Origin of the sequence: Lentzea xerophila, assembly GCF_051094245.1 — a bacterium.
In the GTDB taxonomy this organism is placed as follows: Bacteria; Actinomycetota; Actinomycetes; order Mycobacteriales; family Pseudonocardiaceae; genus Lentzea; species Lentzea xerophila.
In genome coordinates this window covers 3,187,881-3,202,145 of sequence record NZ_CP194934.1, presented here as the reverse complement: position 1 = coordinate 3,202,145, position 14,265 = coordinate 3,187,881, and the positions used below count along the sequence as shown (strand labels likewise).

13 protein-coding genes are annotated in these 14,265 nt (G+C 71.5%); 7 read left to right on the top strand and 6 right to left on the bottom strand.

From position 1 onward, the window contains the following. Positions 1-359: 359 nt before the first annotated feature. Positions 360-635 (bottom strand): hypothetical protein, encoded by a 276-nt coding sequence (locus tag ACRSBM_RS15500; RefSeq protein WP_434444084.1) that lies wholly within the window; start codon positions 633-635, stop codon positions 360-362. A gap of 141 nt (positions 636-776) precedes the next feature. Here ACRSBM_RS15500 and ACRSBM_RS15495 point away from each other — a divergent pair, with 141 nt between their 5' ends. The 6 genes from ACRSBM_RS15495 (at position 777) to ACRSBM_RS15470 (ending at position 6,557) form a co-directional block, all read left to right on the top strand. Next, a complete protein-coding gene (locus ACRSBM_RS15495) occupies positions 777-1,685 on the top strand; it encodes an ABC transporter ATP-binding protein (RefSeq protein WP_434453090.1) in 909 nt (302 codons plus the stop codon). Then, complete coding sequence (locus ACRSBM_RS15490; RefSeq protein ID WP_434444083.1) at positions 1,682-2,476, top strand: ABC transporter permease; 795 nt, start codon at positions 1,682-1,684, stop codon at positions 2,474-2,476. The genes ACRSBM_RS15495 and ACRSBM_RS15490 overlap by 4 nt, the downstream gene beginning before the upstream one ends. Beyond that, the gene (locus ACRSBM_RS15485) at positions 2,476-3,633 is read left to right on the top strand and encodes a streptophobe family protein (protein ID WP_434444082.1); all 1,158 of its coding nucleotides are present in this window, start codon (positions 2,476-2,478) and stop codon (positions 3,631-3,633) included. Before ACRSBM_RS15490 ends, ACRSBM_RS15485 begins: the two co-directional genes overlap by 1 nt. Further along, the gene (locus ACRSBM_RS15480; protein ID WP_434444081.1) at positions 3,630-4,322 is read left to right on the top strand and encodes a response regulator transcription factor; all 693 of its coding nucleotides are present in this window, start codon (positions 3,630-3,632) and stop codon (positions 4,320-4,322) included. The genes ACRSBM_RS15485 and ACRSBM_RS15480 overlap by 4 nt, the downstream gene beginning before the upstream one ends. Beyond that, positions 4,319-5,794 (top strand): ATP-binding protein, encoded by a 1,476-nt coding sequence (locus ACRSBM_RS15475; protein WP_434444080.1) that lies wholly within the window; start codon positions 4,319-4,321, stop codon positions 5,792-5,794. The genes ACRSBM_RS15480 and ACRSBM_RS15475 overlap by 4 nt, the downstream gene beginning before the upstream one ends. A gap of 91 nt (positions 5,795-5,885) precedes the next feature. After that, positions 5,886-6,557, top strand: coding sequence for an AIM24 family protein (locus ACRSBM_RS15470; RefSeq protein WP_434444079.1), 672 nt, complete (start codon positions 5,886-5,888; stop codon positions 6,555-6,557). A gap of 80 nt (positions 6,558-6,637) precedes the next feature. Here ACRSBM_RS15470 and ACRSBM_RS15465 read toward each other — a convergent pair whose 3' ends face one another. Beyond that, positions 6,638-7,000 (bottom strand): ArsR/SmtB family transcription factor, encoded by a 363-nt coding sequence (locus tag ACRSBM_RS15465; RefSeq protein WP_434444078.1) that lies wholly within the window; start codon positions 6,998-7,000, stop codon positions 6,638-6,640. 50 nt (positions 7,001-7,050) lie between these two features. Between ACRSBM_RS15465 and ACRSBM_RS15460 the strand changes: the two genes are divergently transcribed. Next, entirely contained in the window at positions 7,051-8,931 is a 1,881-nt protein-coding gene (locus ACRSBM_RS15460) for a heavy metal translocating P-type ATPase (protein WP_434444077.1), read from the top strand. On the opposite strand, the gene ACRSBM_RS15455 is transcribed toward ACRSBM_RS15460, so the two are convergent. The 4 genes from ACRSBM_RS15455 to ACRSBM_RS15440 form a co-directional block, all read right to left on the bottom strand. Further along, positions 8,888-10,663: an ABC transporter permease subunit gene (locus ACRSBM_RS15455; protein ID WP_434444076.1), complete on the bottom strand. Its 1,776-nt coding sequence runs from the start codon at positions 10,661-10,663 to the stop codon at positions 8,888-8,890. The two genes, ACRSBM_RS15460 and ACRSBM_RS15455, sit on opposite strands and share 44 nt — an antisense overlap. Positions 10,664-10,674: 11 nt before the next feature. Then, positions 10,675-12,171 carry an ABC transporter substrate-binding protein gene (locus ACRSBM_RS15450; RefSeq protein WP_434444075.1) on the bottom strand — a complete coding sequence of 499 codons (1,497 nt, stop codon included), beginning with the start codon at positions 12,169-12,171 and terminating at the stop codon, positions 10,675-10,677. 324 nt (positions 12,172-12,495) lie between these two features. After that, positions 12,496-13,302, bottom strand: coding sequence for a class I SAM-dependent methyltransferase (locus tag ACRSBM_RS15445; RefSeq protein WP_434444074.1), 807 nt, complete (start codon positions 13,300-13,302; stop codon positions 12,496-12,498). Beyond that, positions 13,295-14,122, bottom strand: coding sequence for a class I SAM-dependent methyltransferase (locus ACRSBM_RS15440; RefSeq protein ID WP_434444073.1), 828 nt, complete (start codon positions 14,120-14,122; stop codon positions 13,295-13,297). The genes ACRSBM_RS15445 and ACRSBM_RS15440 overlap by 8 nt, the downstream gene beginning before the upstream one ends. Positions 14,123-14,265: the final 143 nt, after the last annotated feature.

Here is a 14,265-nt window from a genome sequence, read left to right as displayed (position 1 = left end):
AACAGCGGACCGCCCCAACTCGGCCGAGGCAAAGCGGGATCGGCACGCCAAGACCCGGCACCGACACGATTTGCGGTTCAGCACCACGGCCCGTGCGTCATGGTCGTAACCGGACTGGCCACAAGCGCGCACGAAAAGACATGAACTTCGGCTCGAACACCCCTGTTTCGTGGCTGATCCGGATTCATCGCCGTATCCTAGATCACCCTCATCTGGGCGAGACGACCGTGCCACTACTCCAAATGGACACATCAAGGTGGCATTTGGCGTATACCGCCAGCGCGGCCACAAGGAAGATGCGGTGCAAGTCCCGCCTCACCTTCGAGCAAACGAGGGTGGCCGAAATCGTCCGAGGTGGTTCATGCCGTCGAGGTGCGCACGGACTGCCTTTCAGCGACGACGACGTCGAACCCTTGCCGCACTTGCAGTCCATGGTCGGCTCCATCGCGGCTCGAATTCAGGCCGGCTATGCGCACGACCGAGTTGACCGAGCCAGCTTTCTGAATCGGGTGCCGTTTCCCGGCGGCGTCCGGGACGTTCTGGCGCCCGCGGTCAGCGGCGCCGATAGTCGGCTCCATCAGGCCTCCGCGACCTGCTCCGCCTGTATGGCCGATCACATGGGTGTTGTCGACCACGCTGGGCCGCACACCACCCCGGATCTGGGTGTTCCCTGTGAATGCGCCGCCCCGACGGTGATCCAAAGCGGGATTCTCCGGGTTCTCACAGGAACTCCCAGGGATCGGTCAGGCCGGGTCTCCAAGCTCGAACCCATGACGATGATCGACGTACGGGGGCTGACCAAGCGGTACGGTCTCGACACCGTGGTGGACGACCTGTCATTCACGGTCGAGCCCGGACAGGTGACCGGGTTCCTCGGGCCGAACGGCGCGGGCAAGTCCACGACCATGAAGGTGATCCTCGGGCTGGCCGCGCCCACCAGCGGCTCGGTCACGGTCGGCGGACGCCGCTACCGCGATCTGCCCGTGCCGCTGACCGAGGTCGGCGCGCTGCTCGACGCCGGTGCGGTGCACGGCGCGCGGAAGGCTCGCGACCACCTGCTGGCGCTCGCCGTCGGCAACGGCCTGCCCCGGCGCCGGGTGGACGAGGTGCTCGCCCGCACCGGGCTGGAAAGCGTGGCGCACAAGCGTGCGGGTGGGTTCTCGCTCGGCATGCGGCAGCGGCTCGGCATCGCGGCGGCGCTGCTCGGCGACCCGCGGATACTGATCTTCGACGAGCCGGTGAACGGGCTCGATCCCGAGGGCATCCGCTGGATCCGCGACTTCATGCGTTCCCTGGCCCACGAGGGGCGCGCGGTGCTGGTCTCCAGTCACCTCATGAGCGAGATGGCGCAGACCGCCGACCATCTGGTCGTGATCGGCCGCGGCAGGCTCATCGCCGACACGGGCATGGCCGAGTTCCTGCGCGGCCAGGGTGGAGGCACCGTGCTCGTCCGCACGCTCGATCCCGCCGCGTTCGCGCTCCAGCTGACCGCGACCGGCGCGACCGTGCGGGAAGGGCCCGACTCGTCACTGGTGGTCTCCGGCCTGGACGGCGAGGAGATCGGCAAGCTCGCCGCCTACCACGGCACCGTGCTCAGTGAACTGACGCCGCAACGGCCCTCGCTGGAGGACGCCTTCATGGAGCTGACCAAGGACAGCGTCGAGTACCAGGGGGTGACCGCATGAGCCGGCCGACGCATCGGGTGTCCTTCGGCCACACGCTGCACGCGGAGTGGGTCAAGCTGCGCAGCCTGCGTTCCACCTGGTACACGCTTGCCTGCCTGTTCGGGGTCGGGCTCGGCATCACGTTCCTCGCGACGAGCCGGGCGGGCGAGGTCTACGCGAGTGCGTCGGCCGCCGAACGGCTGGCGTGGGATCCCACCAACGGCAGCCTGACCGCCTACCTCGTGGCCCAGTTGATCATCGGCGTGCTCGGCACGCTGGTAGTGACCTCCGAGTACGCGACCGGGCTGGTCCGGACGTCGATGACGGTCACCCCGCGCAGGCACCGGCTGCTCGCGGCGAAGGTGGCGGTGGCCACCGCCGTCGCTGTAATGGCGGGCCAGACGCTGATGTTCGCCGTCTTCTTCCTCGGCCAGGCGCTCTACGCCGGCCAGGACGTGCCGCACGCACAGCTCGGTGACGCCGGTGTGCTCTCCGCCGTCGCGGGTGGCGGGCTCTACCTCGCGGCGATCGCTCTGCTCGGGATCGGCCTCGGCACGATCATGCGCGCCACGGCGGGCGCGCTCACCACGCTGGTGGGCATCATATTCATCGTGCCCGGCCTGGCGGGCATGTTCCCCTCGTGGTTCGAGGGCCTGCTCGACTTCTGGCCGACGCTGGGCGCCGCCGCGGTGTTCACGACGGTGCCGGATCCCGCCTATCCGAACCCCTGGCTGAACCTGGGCGGGATGTGTCTCGGTGTCGCCGCCGTGCTGGCCGCCGCGTTCGTCGTCTTCCACCGCCGTGACGTGTGATGGCGACGCGGCAGGACATATGGCGGGGCGTGACGGCGGCGGTCGCCGCACTGGCCGCCATGGCGGGTACCGCCGCGGCCGGGCTGCTGCTGCTCGACGCCGGCCGGGTGGGCGGGCTGGACCGGTTGACGGCGGCCGTCGTCGCCCTGGCCGTGGGTGGCTCCGCCGAGTTCGGCACCGACTCGGCGGGTGACGCGCCGTTCGCCGTGCAGGGCGGCATCGGTGTGGTTCCGTCGGGGGTCACGCTGGTCGGCGCCGTGGTGCTGGGATGGCTGCTGCTGCGCCACCGTGACGGGCTGCTCGTCCGCGGCGCGGCAGCGGCTGTGGTCTTCCCCGCCGGCGTGGTGGCGGTCGCGACGGCGGCCCGGGGGACGGTGACGCCACCCGCTGGTGCGGCACCGGGTGGGGCCTCCGGCGTCTGCGGACTGCCCGCGGTCTCGCCCCTCGGTCGCGCCGGAGCCCTCGACGCGATCGGCGTCGGGTTCTCCGTGCCCACCGGGGCGGTGTGGATCGGGGCGGTGGGCTGGGTTCTCGCCGTCGTCGGCGTGTGCGGGCTGGTCGCGCGGTTCCGGCCCGCCCTGCGCGGTCCACTGTGGACGGTGTGCGGGCTCGCCGCCGCCGGCGTGCTGTTCGCGTGGGCGCTGGGCGGTCCGGCGGTGGCGGGCGGTGTCCTGCTCCTGCTGCCGCTGGTCGTGTTCGGCGTGCTGTCGCTCGGGCTGGGAGTGCCGTGGACGGTCAGGTCGGACGGCGCGCTCGCGTGCGTCCTCGACGGTGTCGCGCCACCCGCGCCGGGTGGGCCGCTGACGTGGGTGGCGGTTGCCGTGCTGCTGACTCTCGGCGTCGTCGTCGCCCTGCCCGGTGGCCGGTCCGGTGGACTGCTGCGCCGTGCCGCGGTGCTGGGCGCGGTGGTGGGGGTGGCGCTGGGAGTACTGGCGTGGTTGTCACGGGTGTCGGTGCGGCTCGGTATCGACGCGTTCGGACTCTCGCTGTCACTGCTCGACGCATCGGTGGCGGCGAACCCGTTGGCCGTGGTGGCACTGGGAAGCGTGGGTGGCGCCGTGGCGGGGCTCGTGGGCAGCCTGCTCGTCGAGGGGACTCTCAGGTTGGCGTCCGTATCGTGGCCTGCGTGGAAGGCGCGCGAGGATCGGGTCCGGTGACGACGCTGCTGGTGGTGGACGACGAAGCCACGGTGCGCGAACTGCTGTCCGCGACACTGCGCTTCGCGGGGTTCCAGGTGACGTCCGCGGCGACCGGCGCCGAGGCGGTCGCCGCGGCCATCAAGGAACCGCCCGACCTCGAGCTGCTCGACGTGATGCTGCCCGACGTGGACGGGTTCGAGGTGGTCCGGCGGCTGCGTGAGCAGCGCGCGGAGGGCCACCGCGGACCCGTGCCCGTCCTCTTCCTCACCGCCAGGGACCGCAAGGCCGACAAGGTCACCGGCCTGTCCCTGGGCGCCGACGACTACGTGACCAAGCCGTTCGACCTGGAGGAGCTGATCGCCCGCATCCGGGCGATCCTGCGCCGCACCTCCGGCCACCGGGAGGGCGTGCTGACCGTGGGCGCGCTCGCACTCGACACCCAGGGCCACTGGGTGACCAGGGCCGGGCTGCCCGTCCGCGTCTCCCCCACGGAGTTCCGGCTGCTGCGCTACCTGATGGAGAACGCCGGGCGCGTGGTGTCCAAGACGCAGATCCTCGATCGGGTGTGGCGCTACGACTTCGGCGGTGACGCCGGCATCGTGGACACCTACATCTCGTACCTGCGGCGCAAGGTCGACGCCGAGGACCCGAAGCTGATCCACACCGTGCACGGCGTCGGGTACGTGATGCGGGAATCCGCGGGGTGAGGCGCGTACTGGGCAGGTTTTCCCTGCGGACCAGGCTGTTGCTGCTCACCACGAGTCTGCTCCTGGCCGGGCTGGGCCTGGTCGGCGCGGTCGTGTCCGAACAGCTGGAGCGCTACCAGCTGGAGCGGATCGACGCTCAGCTGCGTTCACTCGGCGAGATCCTCTCCCGCGCACCCGCCACCGGGCCGCTCGGCGCCGTCGGCACCACGACCCGCCCCGACCTCCTCGACCCCGCCCTGCGCCTGGTCGGCGCGCCGTACCTCGTGTACCTGGACGCGAACGGCGCGGTGGTGGGAGGCCTGCACCCCAGCCGGCTGGACATCGCATCCGTGCCCGGACCGGCCGAACTGCGGTCCGTGCCCACCGACGGCGAGCCCGTCGACCTGCGCGCCGCGGACGGTTCGGAACGCTGGCGAGCGGCCGCGCGGCCGACCACCGAGAGGGAGGGGACGGTCGTCGTCGCGGCATCGCTGGCCGCAGCCGACGCCACCACCGCCCGGCTCCGGGCGACGAGCCTGATCAGCGGCGCCGTGCTGCTCATGCTGCTGACCGCGGTCGGCTGGTTCGCCCTCGGCCGGGGGCTGCGGCCGTTGCGCCGGATCGAGCAGACCGCCGCCGCGATCGCCGACGGGGACCTCACCCGGCGCGTGCCCGTCCTCGCGGCGCCGACCACGGAGGTGGGGCACCTGTCGACCTCGCTCAACACCATGCTCGGCCAGCTCGAACAGGCCTTCGCCGACCGGGCCGCGGCCGAGGCGCGGATGCGCACGTTCCTCTCGGACGTGAGCCACGAACTGCGCACCCCGTTGTTCGGCATCAAGGGCTCGACCGAGCTGTACCGGATGGGCGCGATGCCCGAACGCGCCGACGTGGATCAGGCGATGCTCCGCATCGACCGCGAAGCCACCCGGCTCACCAGCCTCACCGAGGACCTGCTCCTGCTGGCCCGGCTGGACGAGGCGCCGGAGGCCCAGCTGGACGCCACCCCGATGGACCTGCGCACGCTGGCCGGCGACGCCCGGCACGACCTGCGCGGCCTGGACCCGTCCCGCCCCGTCGAGCTCACCGGCCCCGGCGGCATCGGACCGCCTGGCCCCGCCCCGGTCCACGCCGACGAGGACAGCCTGCGTCAGGTCGTCACCAACCTGATCGGCAACGCCGTCACCTACACCCCACCGGGCACCGCGGTGCGCATCGGCGTGGGCACAGCGAACGGCCGCGCGGTGCTCGAGGTGGCGGACCAAGGTCCAGGACTGGCAGCGCACCAGGCGGCACGCGTCTTCGACCGCTTCTACCGCGCCGACCACTCGCGCAACCGCGCGGACGGCGCCAACGCCGGACTCGGCCTGGCGATCGCCCGCGCCCTCGCCCGTGCCCACGACGGCGACGTCGAACTCGACACGACCCTGGGCGAGGGCGCCTGCTTCCGCCTCACCCTGCCCCTGCTCGACCTGGGCGTTCCGCCGCGCTGATCCTGTTGCCGAGCAAGGCACTCCGCCACGCCCGAACCCTGTTCCCAGCCCCAGGTACACGCGTGCGCTTGATCGCCTGCATCATCTGTGCATGCGCAGCTCACTGTTCAACCACGAAGAACGGTCCGTAGAGCCGGGAAGCTTCCAACTGCAGAACGAACGCATGCTGAAGGTGGACCTCACCGGCAGCGGCGGGTTCTTCTTCGCCAAGCAGGGATCGATGGTCGCCTACCAGGGCGAGGTCGACTTCGCCTACGAAGGCGCCGGTGGCCTCGGCAAGCTGTTCAAGAAGGCCTTCACCGGTGAGGGCATGTCGCTGATGAAGGTGTCCGGCAGCGGCGACGTGTTCCTCGCCCAGGACGCCGACGAGATCTTCGTGCTGCACCTCGAAAACGAGGGCGTCACGGTGAACGGCAAGAACGTGCTCGCCTTCGACAGCACGCTCAAGTGGGACATCAACCGCACCGAAGGCGCGTCGATGCTCAGCGGCGGCCTGTTCAACACCACGTTCACGGGCACCGGGTCGCTGGCCGTCACCGCCTACGGGACGCCGGTCGTGCTGAACGTGGACGTGCCGACGTACGTCGACATGCAGTCCGCCGTCCTGTGGTCCACCTCGCTGCAGTCCTCGATCCGCAAGACGGCCAAGCTCGGTGCCGTCATCGGACGCGGCTCGGGCGAGGCGTACCAGCTCGCGCTGTCGGGTCAGGGCATCGTCGTCGTGCAGGCGTCGGAAGGGCACCCCGTACCGGCCACGCCGTGACGCTCGCGCCTGGATAACCTGCGGGGCACGCGGTCTGGGACACACCTCGACCGCGTGCACGCGGCACACGACGAAGCAGCTCAAGCAGTGCCGTCGATGTCGTCGGTGGCGCCGAGACCGAGATGTTCGATGTGATAGACGGCCTCGTCGAGCAACATCGCGACGTGGTTGTCGTACAGGCTGTACACCACACTGCGGCCTTGACGCGTCCCCGTCACCAGTCCGAGCGCGCGCAGCAACCGCAACTGGTGCGACACCGCGGACTGTTCCATGTCCACGGCCTCCGCCAGCTCGCCGACCGGGCAGGCGCCGTGCCGCAGCCGGGTCAGGATGCGCAGGCGGCTCGGCGTCGCGAGGGCCTGGAGCGTGGCCGCCACCGTCGCCGCCGACTCCGCGTCCAGCTGTGCCGGCGGTGTGGCCCTGCCCTCGACTCCGTGACCCATGACAGCATCCTACTCAGTGAACACATGAAGAGGTCTTCAGATGTTCCTGTATGGTGCTGGGCGTGACTTCGACGCTTGCCGTGGACGCGCCCCAGCACACACCACCACTTCGGCACCGCTCCGCCTTCACCCTCCCCGAGGTCAGATGGGCGGCCGTGGCCACCGCGCTGTTCCTGGCCGGACTCGCGGTCAACCTCGCCGGCGGGCCGTCGTGGAGCTGGTGGGCGTTGCTGCTGGGGTGTTATGCCGCCGGTGGCTGGGAACCCGCGCTCGCCGGGATCGGGGCGCTGCGCGAGCGGACCCTCGACGTCGACCTGCTGATGATCGTCGCCGCGATCGGCGCGGCCGCGATCGGCCAGGTGGTCGACGGTGGCCTGCTGATCGTCATCTTCGCCACCTCCGGCGCGCTGGAGGCCGTGCTCACCCAACGGACCGCCGACTCCGTGCGCGGGCTGCTCGACCTCGCACCGCAACGGGCCACCCTCCTGCTGCCGGACGACGGCGAACGCGAGGTGGACGCGGCGACGCTGCGGATCGGTGACGAGATCCTCGTGCGGCCGGGTGAACGGATCGGCGGGGACGGCGTGGTCGTGTCCGGTCGCAGCGAGGCCGACCAGGCGTCGATCACCGGCGAGTCCCTGCCCGTGCCGAAACAACCCGGCTCGGAGGTGTTCGCGGGATCGCTCAACGGCACCGGCGCGCTCCACGTCCGCGTCACCCGCCCCGCCAGGGACACGGTGATCGCGAGGATCGTGACGATGGTCGAGCAGGCGTCCGCCACGAAGGCGAAGACGCAGCTGTTCATCGAGAAGGTCGAGCAGCGCTACTCGTTCGGCGTGGTGGCCGCGACGCTCGCGTTGTTCGGGGTGCCGCTGCTCTTCGGCGCGGCACTGGAACCGACGTTGCTGCGGGCGATGACCTTCATGATCGTCGCTTCCCCGTGCGCGCTGGTGCTGGCCACCATGCCGCCGTTGCTGGCCGCGATCGCCAACGCCGGAAAGCGTGGCGTGCTGGTGAAATCCGCGGTGGCGATGGAACAGCTGGGCACAGTGGACGCCGTGGCGTTCGACAAGACCGGCACGCTCACCGAAGGCACACCACAGGTCGTCGGCATCACCACGGACGAGAGCCAGGACGACGTGCTCGCCCTGGCGGCCGCGGCCGAACAGTTCAGCGAGCACCCCATCGGCCGCGCGATCGTCGAGGCCGCGCGGCACCGTGGTCTGGCACTGGCATCCGCCACGGACTTCCGGGCCACGCCGGGCATCGGGGTGTCGGCCCGCGTCGCACGGAACGTCGTCTCGGTGCACCGGGCCGACTCGGCACCGAACGGCAACACCGCGGTCGTCGTCACCGTCGACGAGCGTCAGGTCGGTGTCATCGAGCTGGCCGACCGGCTCCGCCCGTCCAGCGAACCGGCCGTTCGTGCCCTCAGTGTCCTCACTGGACGAAGCCCGGTGCTGCTGACCGGGGACAACCACCTCGCCGCTCGCGACGTCGCGGACGCCGTCGGCATCACCGACGTGCGCGCGGAGCTGCTGCCCCAGGACAAAGTGCGGGCGGTCAGCGAGATGGAGGGCAGGGTGCTGTTCGTCGGAGACGGCGTCAACGACGCCCCCGCGCTCGCGACGGCGCACAGCGGCATCGCCTTGGGGCGCAAGGGTTCCGCGCTCACCGTGGACACCGCGGACGCCGTGGTCGTGGGCGACGACCTGACCGTCGTCCCGGAGTTGCTGACGCTGGCCCGCCGGGCCAGGAAGGTCGTGATCGCCAACCTCACGATCGCCGGCGCGTTCATCGTCGTGCTGTCCGCGTGGGACCTGTTCGGCACGCTCCCCCTCCCGCTCGGCGTCGCCGGGCACGAGGGGTCGACCGTGCTGGTCGCGCTCAACGGGATGCGGATGCTGAGCAAGCGGGCCTGGAGGTCCTGAGTGGACGACGAACGACCCCCGAGGAGAGCAGGGCGGACAACGACATGGTGAGAACGGCGACCAGCAGCAGCATCACGGCGGGGGTCAACGCCGCGAACGGCGCCCGCTCGACGTAGGGCAGCGACTCGGCCAGCATCAGGCCCCACTCGGGCGCGGGCGGCTGGGTGCCGAGTCCGAGGAAACCCAGTGAGGCCAAGGCCAGCGCGATGCCGGGAAGCCGGAGCACGGCGTTGCGGGCGACCGGACCGGCGACGGCGGGCAGGACGTGCCGGAGCTCGATCCACGACGGTGTCGCGCCCAGTGCGCGATGTGCGGTGATGTGGGTCGAGGCTCGCGTCTGCTCCACGAGTGCGGCGGCGTGCGCGGCCAGGGCGGGCCACGAGACCAGTGCGACGGCGAGCGAGGCGCCGATCGTGCCGGGGCCCAGCACCGCGGCCACGAGGATGCCGGCGATCACCGGCGGCATCGCGTTCGCGGCTTCCGCGGCACCGCGCGTCACACCGGGGAGGAAACCGATGGCGACGGCGGCGACGTAGGAGCACGCGCAGACCGCGACAGCGACACCGATCGTCGCCGGTGCGCCGTGCGCGACCCGTGCGAGGACGTCGCGGCCGAGCCCGTCCGTACCCAGCGGATGCGTCCAGCTCGGCGCCGCGAGCCGGGCCGCCGTGTCGATCCGCAGAGGGTCGCGCAGCAGGCCCCAGCCGATCACCGCCGCCGTCAGCGCCGCCGTCGTCACGGGTACCGCGACGTGCCACCTGGTCGGTGCCCATCGGACGACGGCGGGCAGTGCAAGGGAGGCATCCCGCAACGCGGGTCCCAGCAGGCGCCGGCGCACCCCACCGACCACGGCACCGGCCAGGAGACCCAGCAGCACGAGCGCGAGCACACACCCCTGCAACATCGGCACGTCCTGCGCGCGCGCCGCCCCCAGCGCCGCCCGGCCGATGCCGGGAACCGCGAAGACCGCTTCCACCGCCACAGCGCCGCCGGTCAGGCCCACCAGCACCAGACCGGCCTGCGGCAGCAGCGGAGGCAGGGCACGCTGCACGACCCCACGAACGAGAACCGATCGGCCGCAGCCCCACGACCGCCACACGGCGACCCAGGGTTCGCGAAGAACAGCGGGGACGGCGTCAGCGAACAACGTGCCCAGCACCGCACCCGCGGGGATGCCGAGCGCGAGCGCGGGCAGCACGAGGTGTTGCGGGCCGTGCCAGCCGTACGGCGGGAACCAGCCCAGCCACACCGACAGGACCACCAGCAGCACCGCCGCCAAAAGGAACTCGGGCAGCGCGGCCAACGCCGCACCCGCACCTCCGGTCGCTCCGGCGCCATCGCCGCGTGCGCCCCGCAGCAAGCCCGGCACGCACAACGCGGACGCCACAACGAGCGCGACGACGACCGCCGCGCCCATGAGCGTCAGCGACACGCCGAGACTGGACAGCACGGCCGGCAACACCTCGGCACCGCTGATCCAGGACCGCCCGAGGTCGCCGCGCACCAGTCCCCACGCCCAGCCGGTGAGGATGTCGACGGGACCGGCGTCGAGCCCGAGCTGCCGGCGCACCGCGTCCAGCGCTTCCGGCGTGGGCTCCTGCTCGGCCGACCGCGCCCGCAGCACCGACAGCGCCGGATCGCGCCCGGACAACCAGGGCAGGAGTCCGATCACGACGCTGATCAGCCCGAGCGCGCCGAGCCGGGCGAGCACGACTCCGGCGTGCCCGCGCATCGACCCGGCCCTCACTTCAGGTGCGTGGCCGCGGTGACGAGCGCCCGCTCGCGCGGGTCCTTCACGGAGCCGGCGACCGTGGTGGCGTCACCCTGGATGACGCGTTCGTGCAGCATCGGGATGGCGGCGTCGGTGCGCAGCACCGCCGCCTCCGCCGCGAGGATCGCCGCACGACGCTGATCACCGGCCTCCGCGGCCTCCGCCTCGCGCACGGCCCGGTCGACGTTCTCGTCGCACAGCCGCGCGATGTTGAACGAGCCGGCGCAGGTAAAGTCCGACTTCAGGTAGGCCACCGGGTCACCCGAGTCGAGCACGGTCGCCCTGGACAGGATGAACGCGTCGAACTTGCCCGCGAGCATGTCCTGCTCGATGTGCGCGTACTCGCGCACGACCTGGTTCACCGTGAACCCCGCGTCCTGCAGCTGTTGCTGGACGACCGAGGCGACCTCGGGCAGCTCCGCGCGGTCGGTGAAGGTCGCCAGCGTGATCGTGGCACCATCCGCCCGACCGGCGGCGATCCGGCCGGTCACCTCCTGCCGGGCCTGCACCGTCCACGGCAGCGCCGGCCCGAGCAGCCCCTTGGCGACGTCGGCGCGGTTCTCGTAGACGCTGCCGACGAGCTGGCCGCCGTCGATCGTCTCGCGCACGAGGGCCCGCTTCGCGGGATCGGCGAAAGGCCCGGACTTCGTGTTCAGGTACAGCGTGTTGGTGCGCGGCATCGGCACCTCGCTGATGGTCCCCGGATCGAGCAGCGCCGCCTGCGAGACCGGGACGGCCTCGGCGATGTGCGCCTCTCCGCTGCGGATGGCGGCCGCCCGCGCGGTGCCGTCCGGCACGAACGACACGTCGATCCCCGCGGCCTTCGCCTTCTCACCCCAGTACCCGTCGTGGCGGTCGAGGGTGGCACTCGTGGTCCCGCCGACCCGCACCAGCCTGAACGGCCCGCTGCCGGTGCCCACCGGGTTGACCTTGCCGTCCGCGGCGTACGCGCTCTCGGCCAGAATGGACAGCTGCGGTGACGACAACCGTTGCGGCAACAGCGGATCCGGCGTCGCGGTCGTGACGACCAGCTTCTCCCCCGCCACCGACGCGGTCAGCGTGACGCCGTCGAGGATGCGCGGTTTCGGCACCGCCTTCGTCGCCCTGGTGAGCGTGTTCACGGCGACCGCCGGCGTCAGGGCGCTGCCGTCGTGAAAGCTCACGCCGCCGCGGACGGTGAACTCCCAGGCGGTGTCCGAGGTGCGCTTCCACTCGGTCGCGAGCCCCGGAAGGGCGTCCCCGTTGTCGTCCAGCGTCACCAGCGTCTCCGCGGTGGACCAGCGGGACAGCTTGAACGCGTCGTCGCTGAACGGCGACAGGCCGGACCGCGGCGGCTGCATCATGGCCAGCTTGATCCTGCGCTCTCCGGCCGAACCCGCCGTCCCATCCGCTCCGGAGGCGAAGCATCCGGCGAGGAGGGCCGAGACGGCGGTCAGTCCGGCGGCGGTCCGGAATGCGCGGTGATGCATGAGGCTTCCTGTCATGAGAGCGGCAACACGCCGACGTTAGCTCATGACAATCATTTGCATCTACGCACGAGGCGTACATCACGTGGCGCGGCACCGGAGTCGCTCAGGTGAGCATCAGGACACCGCCCCAACACCAGCGCGCGTCGGGAATCCACGAGAGTGGCCCCCTCCATCGAGCAGCTCCTCCGCGACACCGCGGCGGCGCCGAACGCGGTGTCCACGATCTGGTCCGAGGTCATCGGCGGCAACCCGGCCGCGCTCCTGGACTTCGGCGGATGGGACGTCGTCAGCGCGGAGGCGGCGACTCGACCGGGCCGGTCCTGGTCACGCCCGGCGCCCGGTGCCGATCAGGGTGGTGGCGTCGAACTCCGTCACACCGCCGTCCCGCAGCGACGCCAGGTAGGTCTCGCGCACCGCGTCCACCGCGTCCTCGGGCACCTTGGCCAGCGCCCCGCGGAAGCCGGACCCGACGACGACCAGCCAGGCGACCTCGGGAGTCACCGGCAGCGCCAGTTCGCTGACCGTCACTCCGACGTCGGCGAGCCCCCGCTCGGTCAGCCAGGCCGCGTAGGTGTCGGCCTGGTTGATCCGGTCGACCAGGTGGGGCGGACGCGGTGCGGGCGGTGGGGTGCCCATGACCTCCGCGACGGCACGCCCGATGTGGCGGCCGGCCACGGCCATCGAGTCCCCGCGCCAGATGGTGAACACCACCCGCCCACCGGGGCGTGCCCGGCTGATCAGGTGCTCGGTTCCGGCCGTCATGTCGGGGAAGAAGAAGATGCCGAGAGCGGACTGGACCACGTCGTAGCCGTCCGGCTCCCAGGTGGTCACGTCGGCCTGATGAGCGTGCAGCACAGGAATGTCCGCCGACAACCGCCGCAACTCCTCGACCATCGGTGCGGACAGGTCGACAGCGTCGACGAGCCCGGCAGGCCCGACGAGCCGCGCGGAGGGAATCGCCGAAGCGCCGGTACCGCAGCAGGCATCGAGAACTCGTTCACCAGGCCGTGGATCCACCAGCCCGACCGCGGTCCTGCCGATCGGGTCCCACAGATGCCGCCCCAGCGCGGTGAAGTCCGCCGCCGCGGCGTCGAACGCGCCACGAATGCCGGCCTGCCGTTCGTCAGCCATGATCCCCCCATGCCTTGTTTCCGATGTGGAGCGTCCGCGCGGTGAGCAGCGCCAGGTCGTCGCGGTCGCCCAGCCACACCGGTGACGCGCGGTCGAGCAACGCCTTCCACGCCACGCGGTCGTCCTCGTCCAGGAAAGCGGAAGCCCGGCCGGCTCGCGCGGCCAGTTCCGCGAGCACGACCTCCCGCACGTCCGCACCGAGCGGACCGGGCACGTCGAGCAGCGCACTGCGGCTGGTGACCTCGACCAGCCCCGCGGACCTCAGCAACTCCGGCCATCCCCGCGGCTCACGCACGTAACCCGCCCGGCTCTCGAACCACTCCGTGAACCACTCGTTGTGCGCCGCGTCGAGCCTCGCTTCGAGTCCCGGTCTGCCCACACCGACGTCCCACGGCAGGCACCTCGCCGGCAGCCCGCCCTCACCCAGCGCGAGCACCCCGCCGGACTCCAGCAGCCCGGCAAGCCCGGACACCGCGTCCTGCCACGATAAGGCGTGGTGCACACAGGCGCCCGACCAGATCAACGACACAGGTTCCGGCAACGGAACGGGCCCGTCGTCGAGGTCGTGGACCACCGTGCGCACCCGGTCCCCCACGCCGGCACGCTCAGCGCGTTCGCGGACCAGGGCGAGCATCGCCTCGTCGTTGTCCACGGCGTACACCCGCTCAGCACGCTCCGCCAGCCGCACCGTGGACGTCCCGGACCCCGGCCCGACATCGGCCACCACTCGTGCGACCGGCAGTGCGTCCAGGAGCACGTGCTCCGCGGCCGCGAACACCGCCTCGGCCGCCGCGGGATCAGCCGTCGAGGGGCCGGTCACAGGACACGCTCTTCGGTTGTCGCTCCACACCGGCCAGTCAGAGCCATATGCACATGATAACCATATTCGCCTCTGGGGAGGGCGATGTTCTCGATCCGACGGAGGCGCATGATCTTTTCGGCCGGGACCGATGAGTTCGCGCG

Coding starts and splice junctions, on each gene's coding strand:
- ACRSBM_RS15495 (WP_434453090.1), top strand. CDS start 777: ATGATCGACGTACGGGGGCTGACCAAGCGGTACGGTCTCGACACCGTG.
- ACRSBM_RS15490 (WP_434444083.1), top strand. CDS start 1,682: ATGAGCCGGCCGACGCATCGGGTGTCCTTCGGCCACACGCTGCACGCG.
- ACRSBM_RS15485 (WP_434444082.1), top strand. CDS start 2,476: ATGGCGACGCGGCAGGACATATGGCGGGGCGTGACGGCGGCGGTCGCC.
- ACRSBM_RS15470 (WP_434444079.1), top strand. CDS start 5,886: ATGCGCAGCTCACTGTTCAACCACGAAGAACGGTCCGTAGAGCCGGGA.
- ACRSBM_RS15465 (WP_434444078.1), bottom strand. CDS start 7,000: ATGGGTCACGGAGTCGAGGGCAGGGCCACACCGCCGGCACAGCTGGAC.
- ACRSBM_RS15460 (WP_434444077.1), top strand. CDS start 7,051: ATGGTGCTGGGCGTGACTTCGACGCTTGCCGTGGACGCGCCCCAGCAC.
- ACRSBM_RS15455 (WP_434444076.1), bottom strand. CDS start 10,663: ATGCGCGGGCACGCCGGAGTCGTGCTCGCCCGGCTCGGCGCGCTCGGG.
- ACRSBM_RS15450 (WP_434444075.1), bottom strand. CDS start 12,171: ATGCATCACCGCGCATTCCGGACCGCCGCCGGACTGACCGCCGTCTCG.
- ACRSBM_RS15445 (WP_434444074.1), bottom strand. CDS start 13,302: ATGGCTGACGAACGGCAGGCCGGCATTCGTGGCGCGTTCGACGCCGCG.